Genomic DNA, 16478 nt, shown 5'->3' with positions numbered 1-16478 from the left:
ACTTTGGCTTGCTCGAGAACCAAGCTAGCCGCGTTCTCTTAGAAACCGGATAGTTGCACGAAGAATTATGTTGTCGAGCTCCAAACGCTCAATTTTTTCTTCCAACTCCTGAAGGCGCTTCTTGTAAGTGCTGAAGCTTATCCCGTAGCGCAGGGAGTCGCGCCCGGCTTGGAAAAACTGCTTTTTCCATGTCCGGAATTCATCCTGCTTTATTTGATGTTGGGCACAGAATTCGGAAAGGCTTTTTCCTGAGCTCAAAAATTGGAGTATGAGATCTACCTTTTGGTTGGCGGTGTACGCTTTTTGCTTTACGGTCATGCTGCTGTTCCTCCCGGGAGTAAGACAGGATAGTGGGAAAAGGGGGCTAAAGCCCTGTTGATTATGGCGAATCGCTGCGCACTTCGAGGGGTCTGCTAGAAACCCGATCGAATAAGTTAGCTATTCCCCCTTTACATTTACATTCCACACATAGGGTAATCTTCAGCAAAAATCGTGCCAAACTCCCCTGTTATGGCACGTTTCGAGATAGGAATGTACATGCGCTATCTTCGAGACGGTCCAGTATGCCCACCAGCTTGCAGAAACAATATGACCTGAAATGGGACAGAGAGACTCTCGTACAAGTGTCCACGTGTGACACACGCGTTCCGACAAATGGGCATGAAGTATTAGTAGCCAAAAGTGAAATGCGCTAAGTTTAGACTTTCTTTGACAGTTCTTCGGGTGACCATTGGCACGTATATTGCTTAACCGTTGGAAGAAGCAGTCTGATCGCTGAACGCACAAAATTGCAGCGTACATGGCCGAATGCCAGCAGAGGAGGTGGCACGTATGAAGGACTGGAAAATTTGGGACGGGACGGCGGTAAAGAAGATTACATCTGAAGAGATTGTGCACGATGACTGGGAGATTGGTGACGATGGGCAAGAGGAGAGAGAGGTAACCATACACGACCTTGACGGAATACTGAGATATTCAGTGGATATCCTTCGACTGAGCATCTACCTGTTGTTGGGTGCTCTCGTTGTAGCGCTTATATACATAATAGTCCCGTATCTATAAACGGGGACCAGGTTGATAGGAACGGAGTGATGTTATGAAATCGTATTTTAAACTTGCCAGGCACGAAGGGAACCGGATGCTATTTGACCTGGTTGAGATGTCTATCATATCCACCTACTGCGGGGAAGCTTTTCACCTACATGCCGAAGGAGTACGAGGAGCAGGGAAAACCACGATAATGCGGGCGGCCCGGGACATATTACCGAAGATTAGAAGGATTAAGAGCTGTATATATAACTGTGACCCGGAGAATCCGCACTGTCCAGTACACAGGCACCTAGGAACGGAAGAGATACGGTCTCTTGGGATAGAGGAAATACCGATGCCTTTTTTGGAGATATCGCATTCCGCCAAAGTGGGGACGGTAGCGGGGAGCATCGACTTGGCGAAGATAACTGACCAGGTCAAACCGCAGGCGGCTCTTTTGCCCGGCATCATACCGCAGGCGCACCGGGGGATACTTTTCATTGACGAGATAAACCGGTTGGCTGACACTTCACCGGAAATAACCGATATCCTGCTGGACGTAATGGGCAACAAGCCGGGCAGGCTACAGATCGAAGAAGCGGGCCTCCCAGTAGTAGAAATTCCCATCATGGTATCGGTGTGGGCGGCTTCCAACCCTGACGAGGAACCGGGGCCCCTGGAAGAGGTGCGGAGGCAGCTATCGGATCGATTTGACATGGTCTACTACATGGGAAGAGCGGCGTCGGTGGAAGTAGTCGCGCAAATGCTTTTGAATGCCCGGAAGGCCAAGACGGGAGTGGATGCGGAAGAAGTAAACTCGGCTAACGCCGAGTATCGCAAGAAGATAGTTGAGATGGCCAGGATGTACAAGGTAGCGGAGATGCCGGACTATCTCCGCGACTTTATCGCGCGGATGTATGTCAAGCACAACCTGGAGAGCCTGCGGGCTGTCGAATCTATCCAGCAAGGGGCCATTCTGTACAGTGTACTACACAAGCGAAAGCAGGTTAACATCAGTGACGTAATCAACATGGTTCCTCTGGCGCTCAAGCACCGGGTAGATGGTGATACCTTCCTCAAGATAACCAATAGCCTCAGTCACGAGTCTCCAAGGAAGAGGATACTGAACTTACTTGGAAAAAAACAGGAGGTGGAGAAGGCTGGCTCAGGAGGATAACATGATATCCATTGCCGTGATGTCAAACCGTTAAGAGCAAGCACAAGGGAATAAGTTTCAAGGAGGGTGAAACGCCAGTGACCTCAATGGTAGAAGACTTTTGCAATAAGCTTGAACAACTTAGGCATTTCTGTACAACTGGCATCTGTATATGGGTTACTGACACCGAGAAATTTGTGGGAATGGTCAAGGGGGAAGATTCACCGGGAGAGTTTTTTGGGGTAGGGGATCCTCTTCAGGAAGGCGGAGCGGCTGTAGAAGCATTGAGAACCAAGAAAGTGGTAAGCAAATTTGTTCCCCCTGAGGTGTATGGGGTTGAGGCCAATGTGATAGCGGTTCCTTTGTTCGAACCGGACAACCCGTACGAGCCTGTAGGTGTACTTGGGCTGTCCCGGAGCCGCAAGAACCAGGTAGCTATAGTCAATATTTCCGAGACGCTGTATGCTTCTATCGAGCAGTTAAACCTCGCCTCACAGGAGGTGGCTTCAGGCGCCGAAGAAGTCGCGGTGCAATCTCAGAACATTTCGAATCTAGCTAACCGGGTAAGTGACGCGGTCAATGAGGTCAAGGCGTTATTAAAGCGCGTTGGAGAAATCTCGCAAGAGACGAAACTTCTTGGAATTAATGCGCTTATAGAGGCTGCTCGCGCCGGAGAACAGGGACGGGGATTTGGCGTTGTCGCAGAGGAAATACGAAAGCTGGCGGACGGCGTCAGGCATCTCACCCAAGACATTAATCATACCCTGGTTAATGTTGAGGAACAGGTAAAAGATATGATTACCGCGGCTATTAAAGCCGGTGATTCTACTGCTCGCCAGGCGGCTTCCACCGAAGAGCTGTCCTCATCCCTCCAGGAGATTGAAGCAACCACCAATGGGTTACTAGATATTGCCAAACGGCTATAAAATACTTGCACGCATGCGTGCCGCGTTGTTAATGGAGTGTCCCGTGCTAGGACACAAATAGACGATATTAGGTGTACTGTTGTGGGACGCAGGCGGGTTTGCATACTTTTAAAATGGTGTTTCGAACAGAGGTTAAGAGAAAGACCGACGTATGGCAAGAGAATTGCATGCAGGACTGTATAAGCCAGGACTATTTCTAAGAAGAGTGTCTGCATAAATTACAAACGCTACGTTATACCGGGTTTTCCTGGCTAGGTCAGCTTTTCCTCCCGGAGTAGAGGTCGATCGTATCCATGCGGTAGATATTGACGGGTAATATTGTGAAATAGAAGGGGGTATGTATATAGCGTGATTTAGCTGGCAATGAAAAATATTCCGAAACTAGAGGAGGGGCGATTGTCTATGTTCAAAAAGATATTGGTAGCCATTGATGGCTCGGAACAATCAGTTAAGGCGGCCCGCGCTGCAATGGATATCGCGGGCAAGAGCGGTGGGGAGGTGCATTTGCTACATGTTGTCCGCCCACCTGCTTTCGATTACTCTGGTGTTGACTTCACAGGGTCCATGCTGCCGCCTGAGATTCCCGATTATTTGATAGATGAGTGGCACAAGGTTGGGCAACTTATCCTTGACAAGGCTCGTAAAGAGGTAGAATCGGAAGGCGTACAGACCACTGTTGAGGTTGGGATGGGGAATCCCGCGCAGGTAATCTGTGATACGGCAGAGAAGGGCAATTACGAGTTGATTGTTATGGGCAGGCGCGGTCTGGGAGGTCTAGGTGGGTTATTACTAGGAAGTGTCAGCAACCGGGTTCTGCAATTAGCTTCTTGTCCCGTACTTATCGTACATTAACAGATTTGTTTTCAGGTGGATCGAGATGCCGTCTTCGAGGAACGAAGACGGCTTTTTTATTTAACCAATTCTTTTTCTGAGTTTAGCAAGGAATCGCCCGCTTTGTGGCATTACGGGCCATAGTTGACAATGCCCGACTGTGTCGCTTTGAGACATCTCTATCCGCCAAGTATTGACAGCCCCGTAAAGTACGTACCTTGACGCGCGGGATGGGACTGGCAAGGACCTTGCATTAGATACAGTCACCTTGACAATTGGACAGGTACTTGCGGAAAAGAGTATGCGCGCACAGGGTTCCAAAACGTTGCTATATACAGTAGCTATTTGGGTAAAATGCGGCTCATTAATATGGCGGACAGATGAAACATGTTGACACAATCACTATGTATCAGAAAGAAACACATTCATAAGATTAGACTTTTGCGCGTGGAGACGATACACAGTATGCGGTTTGGTGTTAAACATAAGTAACGATTGGCACGCTTCTTGCACAAACCAAAAGCGACGATTTGTTTATAACATCAGAAAGGGGGCCGAGAGGGTTGGGCGGCAAAACGATGGACGAGATACAGGTTGGGGAAAAGGCTGCGTTCAGCAAGACAGTTAGTGAGACTGACGTTTACCTTTTTGCTGGTATCACGGGTGACATGAACCCGGTACATGTCAACCGTGAATTCGCCGCGGAGACCCCATTTCGGAAACCCATAGCCCACGGCGTTCTCGGGTTAGGTTTAATCTCCAATGTCCTGGGTACCCAGTTGCCGGGGCCGGGGTCCATTTATGTGCAACAGTCTATAAAGTTTACCAAACCTGTATACGTTGGAGACACTATCACCGCGATGGTGGAGGTGATAGAAAAGGATGCTCAAAGGAATAAAGTTCGCTTGAGAACCTGGTGCCAAAACCAGGATGGCGTCATTGTCATGGATGGTGAAGCCCTAATGATGCCGAGAAAGGAGGTGAGTCGTGTAGATGGAGGACAAGCAAAAGTCTGTTAAGTGTAGCATTGATGACCAGGGTATAGCAATCGTAACTATTAATCGGCCGCATGCCCTGAATGCCCTTAACCGCGAGGTCTTCACAGAACTTGGCAAAGTGTTCGACGAACTGAGGGACAACCCTCGCGCTAGAGTGGTTGTCCTAACCGGCGAAGGACAAAAGGCTTTTGCGGCCGGCTCAGACATTACCGAGATGAAAGAGTGTTCAGTGTTGGAGGCCAGAGAGTTCGCCATGCTGGCTAACCGAACACAAGGGAAAATTGAGACTTTTCCCAAGCCAGTTATCGCGGCCGTTAATGGCTTTGCGTTAGGTGGGGGCTGCGAGGTAGCCATGGCATGCGATATAAGAATTGCTTCTTCGAATGCCAAGTTCGGCCAACCGGAAATCAATCTAGGGATAATTCCTGGTGGTGGTGGCACGCAGAGGTTGGCGCGGTTAGTCGGGATGGGAAGAGCCAAAGAACTCGTGTATTCCGGAGGGATAATTGACGCGCAACGAGCTTATGAGATAGGTCTTGTCAACAAAGTCGTACCAGCAGAAGCATTAATGTCGGAAGCTTTGGGGCTAGCAGCTAAAATCGCCAGCAAGTCCATGCCCGTTTTGATGTTAGCAAAGGTTGCCTTTAATCATGGCTTTAGTATGGACTTGGACAAGGCGCTGCAGTTTGAGATCGAATGTTTTGCTGAGTGCTTTGGTACGGACGACCACACTGAAGGCATGTCCGCGTTTATAGAGCGACGCGAACCCGCATTCAAGGACAAATAAGTTGAGAAAGGAGACTGACTATGGAAGTAAAGAACATCGGCGTCATCGGTGCTGGTGCTATGGGTAGCGGAATAGCGCAAGTAAGCGCTGTAGCTGGCTACAACGTGGTCCTGCAGGACATCTACAGCACTGCCCTTGACAAAGCCAAGAGTACTATTGAGAAAAGCTTGGGGAAATTGGTTAGCAAAGGGAAATTGAGTGAGGCGGACATGAAGGCCGCCATGGAGCGCATCACGTTTACCACGGTGCTTGAGGAAGCCTGCCGAGATGCTGAACTGATTATCGAGTGCGTATTTGAGAATCTTGAACTCAAGCAGAAAATGTTCCAAGAATTCGAGAAGCTGTGCAAACCCGAGGCTATCCTTGGCACCAATACGTCTGCTCTGCCTATCACGGAGATTGCCAGCGTAACCAAGCGAGGAGACAAGGTTATAGGCATTCATTTTATGAATCCGGTGCCTCTTATGAAAGGTGTAGAGATCATTCGCGGGCAGCTCACGTCAGATGAAACCATGGGAACCACTCTGGAATACATCAAGAAGATTGGGAAAGAACCAGCTATTGCTGTAGACTACGCAGGCTTCATCGTCAGCCGGTTGCTAGACGTACTCATGAACGAGGCCGTAAAGCTGGTGGAAGAAGGCAACAAACCTGAAGAAATTGATAAAGCTATGGAGCTTTGCGCAGGCCATCCGATGGGGCCTTGTAAGTTGCTGGACTTGGTGGGAGCCGAAATAGCCATGCATGGCATGGAGACGATGGAACGAGATTTTGGCCCTAAATACAAACCGCATCCTCTGCTAAAGAAGAGAGTCCTGGCCGGCTTGCTGGGCGTAAAAACCGGCAAGGGATTCTATGAGTATTAAGCGCTATATGTCGTAATGAAGGGGGGTAACCGAATGAGAAACGTCAAGGAGTTGTTTGACCTGTCCGGTCAGGTGGCTATTGTTACCGGAGGAGCGGCAGGGATAGGAGTTCAAATGGCCTACGCGCTGGGAGAGGCCGGGGCCAACCTAGTCATAGCTGCCCGCAAGCTCGACCGCTGTGAAGAAGCAGCCCAACGGATGGAAAAGGAACTAGGGGTCAAGGTGATGCCGGCCCGGTGTGACGTTAGTAAGGCCGAAGAAATTGATCTTCTTTATGAGCAGGTCATGAAAGAATTCGGGCGAGTGGATATTTTGGTAAATAATTCTGGAGCCACGTGGGGGGCCCCATCCTTGGATTACCCGATCGATGGTTGGAACAAGGTCATTAATACAAATGTGACCGGTTCGTGGCTTATGTGCCAGAAAGCAGGTCAAATCATGGCCAAGCAAATGTATGGAAGAATAATTAATCTGGCTTCCCTGGCAGCATTTGTAGGCGCCAAGGCTGAAATTATGGACGCGGTGGCGTATCAAGCCAGTAAAGCGGCCATCGCTGGCCTGACTAAGGATCTGGCAGTCAAGTGGGCCAAGTACAACATCACCGTTAACGCGCTTGCCCCTGGATGGTTCCCTACCAAAATGACCCAGGGGACGTTGGACAAGAGCGAGCAACTCATGTTAGAGTACATCCCCATGGGCCGTTTTGGTGGCGATGATGAATTGAAGGCTGCCACCCTGTTTCTCGCTTCTCCCGGGGCAAGCTACTGCACAGGCGTGGTGTTAAGCGTCGACGGTGGCTGGGTGGCGATGTAACCTGGAGCCCTCCTTCCAAAGAGATGGGGTATCAAAGTTGTCATTCCCGTTAAGGGATGGTTCTAACGCTGGTACCCCACCCTCCCCTTATCTCATATGTGGGGTTGGTGTTTATTATAACCCTTTTAGCAACGTTTCGAAAGGAGATGGAAGTGAATGAGTTTTAAGAAGAGCAAGGACGACCTAGTATGTGTATCAGCGGTAAGGACTCCGTTCGGTCGTTTTGGCGGGTCAATGCGGGACATCGATATCTATGACCTGGGTGCCATTGCCATGAAGAACGCCCTGGAACGGATAAAAATGGACCCGGAGTTGATCGACGAAGTCTGGTGGGGGTGTGGCGATACCACTAACTGTAAGGACCCCTACACCCCGGTTGTTGCTCGGCAAAGCATGTTGAAGGCCGGCATTCCGCCGGAAAAGCCGTCTGTAACATTTGACCAAGCTTGTATCTCTGGAATGGATGCAGTGAAATATGGGTGCCGTAGTATACAACTGGGCGAAGCCGAGGTAGTCATGACTGGTGGTGCTACCAGCTTTAGTACGGTTCCGTTTCTTCTCCGCGGCATACGGTGGGAAGGAAAACGTCACACGTCATTTCTAGTGGAGGATCCCATAATTCCTCTAGGATACAAGGATTACGCTCCGGTGGCAGTTGACTCTGGGGACGTAGCTGTTGAATACGGAGTATCCAGAGAGGAACAGGATGAGTTCGCAGTGGCCAGTCACGTTAAGTACGGCAAGGCCTACGAACGGGGTTTCTTCAAGCAGGAAATGGTTCCGCTGGAATTGGTCAAGAAGGATAAGAAAGGGAATGTAGTGTCTAAAAAGGTTTTGGAGATTGACGAGCAATATCGCCCTGACGTCAAAATTGAAGAACTAGCCAGGTTAAAGCCTATATTTGGCAATCCTACGGTAACGGCGGGTAACGCCCCGGGCATGAACGACGGGGCTTGCGCACAAATCTTCATGAAGCGGGAAAAGGCCGAACAGTTAGGGCTGGACGTCCTGTATACAGTGGTAGCCATGTCGTCAATAGCGCTTCAACCCCGGATTATGCCCGTATCCCCGGCATTTGCGATCAAAAAGTGCTTGGACGTGACCGGGTTAACCATCGACGATATGAAGTTCATCGAGATTAACGAGGCCTTTGCTTGCGTTCCACTGGTGGCAACAAAACTCCTGTCCAACCAGAGGTTCCTGACTAGCGACTACAACGAGATGGTTAAGGAAGCGTCGACCAAGCCCATCCTAGATAACGACGATAGCAAGTACCAGGAATTGAAGAGCAAGCTAAATGTCAACGGCAGTGCCATTGCGGTGGGGCATGCTAATACGGCCAGTGGTTCACGCATCATGATGACTGCTGCCTATAACTTGAAGGAAAACGGGGGCGGCTACGCTGCGTGTGCAATATGCGGCGGGCTGACTCAAGGAGCAGGTTGCATAATCTGGGTTGAATAACGACCTCATCCATAGCCCTGCGGAAGGTGGGGGCCTCCTTTTTGGGGGCCACCAGCCTTCCCGATTAGACGAAAGCCTGAAAAGGGAGGAGGAAGACCTGTGGCCAAGACCAAGATCCTTGAAGGAATAAAGGTAGTTGACTTTACTAGGGTGTATACCGGTCCGTTTGCGGGACAGATTCTTGCAGACATGGGTGCCGAAATTATAAAGATCGAGGATACCGGCCCTAACACCAATGAGCGCAGCTGGCCGCCCTTCGCACCCGGGACGGAGGAAAGCACGTATTTCATCGGGCTTAATCGGGGGAAGAAGAGTATAGAGCTGAACTTGAAGTACGAAAAAGCTCGCGAGATAGCATTTAAATTCATTGCCGAGGCTGATGTGGTGATGGAGAATTTTGCTCCCGGGGTAGCAGACAAGCTGGGAATAGGTTATGCAGCATGCAAGGCCGTGAAGCCAGATATTATATACACGTCTACTTCAGCGTTTGGTCAATATGGTCCTCTAAGCAGGCTCCCCGGGTACGACATGTTAGCCCAGGCGATGGGTGGGTTGATGAGTATTACGGGATACCCTGACATGCCGCTGCGGGTGGGCTCGTCTATTGGCGATGTAATTGCAGGTCTATACTGCTGCATCGGAATCCTAGGAGCTCTTCACTACCGCAGTCTGACCGGGGAGGGGCAGCACATCGATATCGCTTTGGTAGACTGTATCTTTACCTGTCTGGAAAACGCCGTACCGGCCTATACCATATGTGGCCGGGTCCCGCAACGCATGGGGAGCCGGCACCCGGATGGGGGACCCTATGACGTTTATGTCTGCAAAGACGGGTTTGTAGGAGTAGTAGCGTCCAATGAAAAGCTGTGGGGTAACATGTGCCGGGCTATGGGACGTCCGGAACTTGCTACCGACCCCAAATTTAACAGTAATGCCGCCCGACTGGAAAACATCGAGGAAATGACGGCTATCATCAATGACTGGATGGCTAATTATACGATGGATGAAGTGGTGAAGATACTAAGGGACGCCAGGGTGGCGGTGGCGCCGATTCTGGATGTACCGCAAATTGTAGAAAGCGAAAATACTAAAGCCCGGAACATGCTAGTTGAGTATGAACATGCTACAGCTGGAAAAGTGAAAGTGCCTGGGAATCCTATTAAATTCGGGGCATACGAAGCAATAGCGGAGCTGCCTCCGCCGTTTAAGGGGCAGCACACGAAGGAGCTGCTTCTACAATTAGGCTACAGTGAAGCGGACATAGAGCAGATGCTGAAAGACGGTGTCATTGGTGACGGGTTCATTACCAGAAAGAAATGAGAATTCGTGGAAAGGTATTCATTAACGGAGGTGGCTGTTTTGATCAGCTTTGAACTTACTGACGAACAAAAAGAAATGCAGGCATTGGCCCGCAAGTTTACCAGGAATGAAATAATTCCGGTGGCGGCCGAATTAGACCGCAAGAGTGAAATGCCGTGGGACATCATAAAGAAGGCTTTCGAAATCGGTCTGTGGAATTTCAACCTCCCCGCCAAGTATGGCGGTCTAGAACTGGACCATGTAACCGAGGCAATCCTCGTAGAAGAAATTGCCTATGGATGTCTTGGAGTCAGTGGAGCCTGGGATGGGAACACCCTCGCGCTCACCCCTATCCTCATTGCTGGCACGGAGGAGCAACAGGACCGGTGGTTGCCGCAGTTTGGAGAGGCTCCGGTCTTAGCAGCGTTTTGCCTAACCGAGCCCAACGCTGGGTCTGACGCTTCGAGTATGAACACCTTCGCGAGAAAGGTGGGTGACGAGTACATTCTGACCGGTACTAAGTGCTTCATTACCCACGGGGGAATCGCCAACATGTACACTGTCTTCGCGAAAACTGACCGGTCTGTCAAAGGGACTAAGGGGATCAGCGCGTTCCTGGTGCCTGGAGATGCCCCGGGCCTTTCCATGGGTAAAGTGGAGGACAAGATGGGCGACCGGGCGTCCCATATTGCCGAGGTCATTTTTGATGAAGTGCGGGTACCTGCTAGAGACCTTCTCGGTAAAGAAGGAGAAGGATTTAAGATCGCTATGCAAACGCTGGACAGAACCAGGATGAGCATCGGTGCAGCGGCGGTCGGGGTTGCGCGAAGAGCATACGAGGAAGCACTGAACTACGCCAAGCAAAGGGTTCAATTTGGTAAGCCCATCGCCAGCCAGCAGGCTATCGCCTTCATGCTCGCGGATATGGCAACGGAAATCGAGGCCGCCCGTGCTTTGGTCTGGAAGGCGGCTTGGGAGATTGATCACGGCAACCCGGATCCGAAGCTGGGAGCCATGGCTAAGTTGTACGCAGGTGACGTGGCGATGAAGGTCGCAGTAGACGCGGTACAGGTCCTTGGCGGGTATGGATACATGAAAGAATACCCGGTGGAGAAGCTGATGCGAGATGCAAAGATTCTTCAGATATACGAGGGGACCCAGCAGATACAAAGGGTAGTTATCTCGGGTAGAATACTTGCCTAGATCGTTATCACAGCGTGAGGTATTCAAAGGCCCCAAAAATACGGTAATCGGTACGGCCTAGCGGCGGAGCTGTAACCGCCCGTTGGGCTGTACTGAGATACAGGGAGCGGGAAGGGAGGGGGGACATAGGTTGGTAAAAGCACAAAGGGTTCTGCAAGAATCAACTTGGTAAGGAGGAGATGGTGCAGTGGAAGGTGCGTACGGTCAAAGGTATATTCCTATTCCCGATGAGCATGCTCCGTTAAAAGCTATCCAGGTTGTAGTTTGGATTTTCGCGTGGATAGCCCTCATCCTGGACGTTATGGACTGGCAGCTCGTGTCAGTATCCGCCACCGCGATGATGGCCGACCTAAAGATTCCGGCGGCTTCTTTAGGGTTGGTTCTTGGGTTTCCTCTGCTCGGTGCGGGAATCGGTGGCTTGTTGTCTGGCTGGTTGTCCGACAAGTTTGGCAGGGTAAACGTGATGTTTTACTGCCTGTTATGGTATTCAATCTTCACAGTCTGTTTCGCTTTTGCAAACTCCCTAGGTATGATGCTGTTTCTAAGGCTAATGGTTGGTATCGGGTTGGGGGCCCAATGGGGCGTGGGTAATACCCTGGTTGCCGAGATTATGCCGGCTCGCCTTCGGATCATGTGTTCGGCAGTGATTCAAACGGGTTTTGCTTTTGGTCCGATGTTGGCGGCGCAGCTTGCTAAAGTGGTAATCCCCAGCTACGGCTGGAGGCCTTTGTTCTATTTCGGAGCTATTGGCATTGTCATTGCTATTCTTGCTAAGATAGTAATTCCCGAGCCTGAAGCTTGGCTGAAGAAAAGACACGAAGCCCACCAGGGGCTGGTCAAACTTGGAAATATTGCCCAGCTCTTCTCTCCTGAACTACGCCGGCGTACCATATGTGCGTTCGGTTTAGTGTGGTTTACACTACTGGCCTACTGGGGTTCAATGAGTTGGATACCCAACTGGCTCGCCACTGACAGAGGGTTAGATATTGTTAAGGCTATGAACTACCTGTTAGTGTTGAACTGTGGCGGCGTCGTAGGTTACATCGTCTTTGCCTTTATTGCCGACAGGTGGGGACGGAAGCCGCCCGCCTATTTCGCCCTCGCAGCATCCTTCGTGGCAGTGTTGATATTTGTATCCATTAAGAGCGGCTCAACACTGCTAGCATTTGCACCGATATATGCTTTTATCACCTATCCGATATTTGGCATGTACGGCGGCTACATGTCTGAGCTCTTCCCGACTGAGGTTCGGGCTACGGCGGTGAATGGCATCTACAACTTGGCTCGGATGACGTCATTCTTTATGCCTTATATTATGGGTGCTATCGCTGCCGCCACTTCAATGACCGTGGCCATAGGATTTACGGCGGTTTTGTACCTGTGTTCGTTGGTGCCCCTTGCTCTCCTTCCAGAGACTATCAAAAAGGTGGGACAACGGGCGGTATCGTCTGGCGCAGGCGCTTAGCGGAAAAGATTGTAGAGTGTGGCCTGTAGCAGTGTGCTGGGGCCACACTCTACACTGTGACAACACACGGGTCCTCCCAAAGGCCGGAAACAAGGATGTGGCAATGGGGGGTGTGAGCCCTGGTCTTAAGTCGGGAAAAGGACTGCACAGCCAATCATACGGGTTATGGCGTCGCTTGGTGGTGATAATATGGTGAAGTCAAAACCTAAGTGGAAGAATGTTGTTAATTCATGGACGTACAGGATCGCGGCTGGGATTATAGCTGTGGGAGTGACCTCAACCTTCTATTCAAATTTCCCAGCAGGTAATGTACCTTTGGTGGATAGTCTCATTTACTGGTCTATTTACTTAGTATGCATGGCAGTGATGTTGTTTATGGCGTTCGTGGTAGTCAGAAGACAGATGTAGGACCGCAAAGATGGAAATTAAAGATGGCTGAACGGTTGTGTTTCTTCTCCCATTGGTATCTTATGGGCTAATAAGCATAAGGATAAACCGTTTGGGATAAGTTGTCAATTTACTTCCCCTGAATAGCTAAAGACTCTAGCGCCCACATTACGGAACCGTGCGCTCCCATGCAATCGTTCAGCCTGTCTTTTATATAAGTAGCAGGTTTTGGCAATATATAGGTATTTGGCGAGATTCGCAAAAAAGTGAGTTCATATGCTGCAGTTTCTTGTTCCGGCTGGGCTATCAGGTGGGTACTCGTAGCCTTTCCGTTGTAGTAGTTTAATGTCGAAAACAGAAGCATGCTATAATGGGACTAGGCGGAATGTGTCTGTGCGGCCGAAATAATTCGCATGATGGGGGGGTTGTTGAGGAATTCTGGAAAGGAGGGAGAATAGACGGATGCACGGGGACAAAAAGGAAATGATTCGTATCTGGAAGGTGTTGCGGGAAAAGGGGGAGTGTGAGGGAATTATAGTATCCCAGGAGATACGGGATTCCTGGGCCAGGAGCCGGGCTTATGGGGTAGACCCGTTTAAACGCAAGAATCATCATGTCCTTAGTGCAGAAGAGTTGGAGAAAAGGCGCATAAAAAACCGGGCACTACTCGAAGAGGCTACGGTGAGCATGCAGAACCTGTTCAAGTTCACTGAAGGTTCAGGGTTTGCTTTTACACTGGCGGATGGCGACGGGTACCTCCTCAAAAGGATAGGCGACAAGTGGGAACTGGAATTCACAGCCGGGGCCAACTTTAGCGAAGGAGCGAACTGGTCGGAGCAAGTCATGGGTACTAATGCAGTGGGGTTGGCACTGGCCCTGGGCAAACCGGTGCAGGTATTCGGCTACGAACATTACTGCCTGTGTGCGACCATAACTATAACTACCTGTTCGGCCTCGCCCATATTTGACAGTGATGGTAACGTTATCGGGGTGCTTGACATCACGGGTCCGTTTGAGCTTGTCAACCGTCATACATTGGGAATGGCTGTAGCCGCAGCGAGGTCTATAGAGAGGCAGCTTGCCTTGTGCCAGGCTTACCAGGAGAGTGAGATGGCCAACATGTATAAGAGCATTATCATGGACTCTATGTCGGACGGAGTTATAACCTTGGACCGAGAGGGAAGAGTGACGCATATGAATGGCCTGGCAGCCCGAATGTTGAGCCTCGATCCCCGGACGGCACTGGGGAAGAGGTTGTGCGCCCTAGTTCCATCGGGAAACCGGCTATTCTTAGCCAAGCTGGCCGATAACAAAAAACTGTGCAGCGAACCGTTGATTCTGCGCAAAACGGATGAAACAGTCAAGCTGGCGGTCAGTTGTACACCCTTGGTGGATCGCAATGACCAGGTACTTGGGAAGGTCGTTATTCTTCAAGCCATGCAGCAGTACAGGCGACTGATAAAACGGGTAGCAGGAGCACGGGCGAAGATCACGTTTGATGACATCGTTGGGAGCAGTAGCAATTTTAAAAGTGCGGTAAAGCAGGCAGAAAGGGCGGCTACCTCTGATTCACATGTGTTGCTACTGGGAGAAAGCGGAACAGGGAAGGATTTGCTTGCTCAAGCCATTCACAATGCGAGTAGCCGAGCGGGTGAGCCGTTTTTTGCTATAAATTGTGCTGCTCTACCCAGAGAACTCATTAGCAGTGAATTGTTTGGATATGAAGAAGGCGCCTTTACGGGAGCTCGCAAAGGAGGCAACCCAGGGAAATTTGAACTCGCGGACCAGGGTACGGTCTTTTTGGATGAAATTGGAGAAATGGCGCTAGATCTTCAGGCATCGTTGCTACGGGTGCTGGAGGAAGGTACTGTTGTCCGATTGGGGGGAACGGAGGTAATTCCTGTTAACGTGCGGGTAATTGCAGCCACTAATAAGAATCTTATGGATGAGGTAAGGAAAGGCCGCTTTCGACTGGACCTTTACTATCGCCTTGGCGTAATTGTTATACAGATACCTCCGTTGAGAGAAAGAAAAGGAGATATTCCGGAACTTGTCGAGCATTTTATGAAGACCATAGGTCCGCGGATGGGAAAGAAAGTTGCCGGAATTGAGGACAGAGCTATGGATGTGCTTCTAGGGTATGACTGGCCTGGTAACGTCAGGGAACTGAGCAATGTAATAGAACGGGCAATTAGTATGATGCTTGGAGAGGTAATAACAGTAGATGTTCTGCCCTTCGATATAATCCAAAGTCAAGAAGGGTATATTCCTGTATGGGAAAAGACGCCTTCCCGGGATAACGTAGAAGAGCAACTCATAAGAAACTACCTGCGGAAGTTTAAAGATAATAAGAGTCGTGTCGCCAAAGAACTTGGGATATCGAGGAGTAGCCTGTATCGAAAAATGCAAAAGTACAGTATTGTATGAAGTTGCAACTCTCTAGTTACATTGGGGAAATTATTATCTGCGTTTGCTGCGACTGTGACGGTCGCAGTTTTTATTTGGGTCGAAATTCCCGGTAATTCTATGGAAGCCTGTACCGCCTCAATGTAAGCCGTAATCCGCCGTCGCCTGCCTATTATATACGGTCAGGATGTTTTCGTAAGCTAAGAGGGCTGCAGACATGCTCCCGGACAAAACCCGGAGAACGTAAATCTCAGGTAATGGACAACAAGTTTATATCTCCAACTTCCACCCCTTCATGTCACACAGGAAGCTCCTTCCAAGCGCGTTGCTTATAAACACGCCGCAAGAAGAGTCGTAATCTGCAACATTGTTGCTATTATGGCCCTGCATGTTCCCTAGCCCTTACATTTATACGATAGACAGGCCGGACTTCTTCCTCAAATGTGTAAGAGGTGCGCATTGTTTGCTCCATACAAATCACTGACGCTGGTGGGAGAGAAGGGCAAACACGGCACCCCGCATAATTATCCCTTCCATGAGACCCGACTATGAGGCTATTGCCCGTTCGGTTCCATCACAGTGCAAAAGACCGTATTGTACGGCACGTGCAGTAAATCCGAACACCGTACAATAGCCTGGGTGTCCCATCTCGGGTCACTGACCCTAATTAAATGTACCGGATCGTATCCGGTAGCACTTTTAGCAGCTTAAAATTTACCTTCGAACCGAGGGTATAACCCTGATATGTCGTGTTCGGCATGATTCTTGCTACGACCTGCCAGCAGAGCACACTGCTTTTTTTGCTTTGCGTGAGGGCGATGTGGGGTATGAAGAGTGGTGGTCACTAA

The 16478-nt window shown here is 50.1% G+C and carries 14 protein-coding genes; 13 read left to right on the top strand and 1 reads right to left on the bottom strand.

Going from position 1 to position 16478, the window contains the following annotated elements; translation table 11 throughout:
* Window positions 1–24: 24 nt before the first annotated feature.
* Window positions 25–318, bottom strand: a complete 294-nt coding sequence (tnpA, locus tag HPY90_RS06370; RefSeq protein WP_287192528.1) for an IS66 family insertion sequence element accessory protein TnpA — start codon at window positions 316–318, stop codon at window positions 25–27.
* Between the two features lie 513 nt (window positions 319–831).
* Between tnpA and HPY90_RS06365 the strand changes: the two genes are divergently transcribed.
* The 13 genes from HPY90_RS06365 (at window position 832) to HPY90_RS06305 (ending at window position 15651) form a co-directional block, all read left to right on the top strand.
* Window positions 832–1062, top strand: a complete 231-nt coding sequence (locus HPY90_RS06365; protein ID WP_013176243.1) for a hypothetical protein — start codon at window positions 832–834, stop codon at window positions 1060–1062.
* Between the two features lie 34 nt (window positions 1063–1096).
* Entirely contained in the window at window positions 1097–2206 is a 1110-nt protein-coding gene (locus tag HPY90_RS06360) for a magnesium chelatase ATPase subunit I (protein WP_287192522.1), read from the top strand.
* Between the two features lie 86 nt (window positions 2207–2292).
* Complete coding sequence (locus HPY90_RS06355; protein WP_287192561.1) at window positions 2293–3111, top strand: methyl-accepting chemotaxis protein; 819 nt, start codon at window positions 2293–2295, stop codon at window positions 3109–3111.
* A 402-nt stretch (window positions 3112–3513) separates the two neighbouring features.
* On the top strand, window positions 3514–3963 hold the full coding sequence (locus tag HPY90_RS06350) for a universal stress protein (protein WP_287192519.1): 450 nt from the start codon (window positions 3514–3516) through the stop codon (window positions 3961–3963).
* Window positions 3964–4520: 557 nt separating this feature from the next.
* Entirely contained in the window at window positions 4521–4961 is a 441-nt protein-coding gene (locus HPY90_RS06345; protein ID WP_013176239.1) for a MaoC family dehydratase, read from the top strand.
* Window positions 4936–5727, top strand: coding sequence for an enoyl-CoA hydratase-related protein (locus HPY90_RS06340; protein WP_287192516.1), 792 nt, complete (start codon window positions 4936–4938; stop codon window positions 5725–5727). The genes HPY90_RS06345 and HPY90_RS06340 overlap by 26 nt, the downstream gene beginning before the upstream one ends.
* 20 nt (window positions 5728–5747) lie before the next feature.
* Window positions 5748–6593: a 3-hydroxyacyl-CoA dehydrogenase family protein gene (locus HPY90_RS06335; RefSeq protein ID WP_287192512.1), complete on the top strand. Its 846-nt coding sequence runs from the start codon at window positions 5748–5750 to the stop codon at window positions 6591–6593.
* 33 nt (window positions 6594–6626) lie between these two features.
* Window positions 6627–7406, top strand: a complete 780-nt coding sequence (locus HPY90_RS06330; RefSeq protein ID WP_013176236.1) for an SDR family oxidoreductase — start codon at window positions 6627–6629, stop codon at window positions 7404–7406.
* Window positions 7407–7562: 156 nt separating this feature from the next.
* Window positions 7563–8870, top strand: a complete 1308-nt coding sequence (locus HPY90_RS06325; RefSeq protein ID WP_287192508.1) for a thiolase family protein — start codon at window positions 7563–7565, stop codon at window positions 8868–8870.
* A 99-nt stretch (window positions 8871–8969) separates the two neighbouring features.
* On the top strand, window positions 8970–10190 hold the full coding sequence (locus HPY90_RS06320) for a CaiB/BaiF CoA transferase family protein (RefSeq protein WP_287192505.1): 1221 nt from the start codon (window positions 8970–8972) through the stop codon (window positions 10188–10190).
* 39 nt (window positions 10191–10229) lie between these two features.
* Complete coding sequence (locus HPY90_RS06315) at window positions 10230–11372, top strand: acyl-CoA dehydrogenase family protein (RefSeq protein ID WP_013176232.1); 1143 nt, start codon at window positions 10230–10232, stop codon at window positions 11370–11372.
* Window positions 11373–11559: 187 nt separating this feature from the next.
* Entirely contained in the window at window positions 11560–12837 is a 1278-nt protein-coding gene (locus tag HPY90_RS06310) for an MFS transporter (protein ID WP_287192503.1), read from the top strand.
* 849 nt (window positions 12838–13686) lie between these two features.
* Complete coding sequence (locus HPY90_RS06305) at window positions 13687–15651, top strand: sigma-54-dependent Fis family transcriptional regulator (RefSeq protein ID WP_287192500.1); 1965 nt, start codon at window positions 13687–13689, stop codon at window positions 15649–15651.
* Window positions 15652–16478 lie beyond the last annotated feature (827 nt).

This window comes from Syntrophothermus sp., assembly GCF_013314835.1.
In the GTDB taxonomy this organism is placed as follows: Bacteria; Bacillota; Syntrophomonadia; order Syntrophomonadales; family Syntrophothermaceae; genus Syntrophothermus; species Syntrophothermus lipocalidus.
This window is presented reverse-complemented; position numbering and strand designations above follow the sequence as displayed.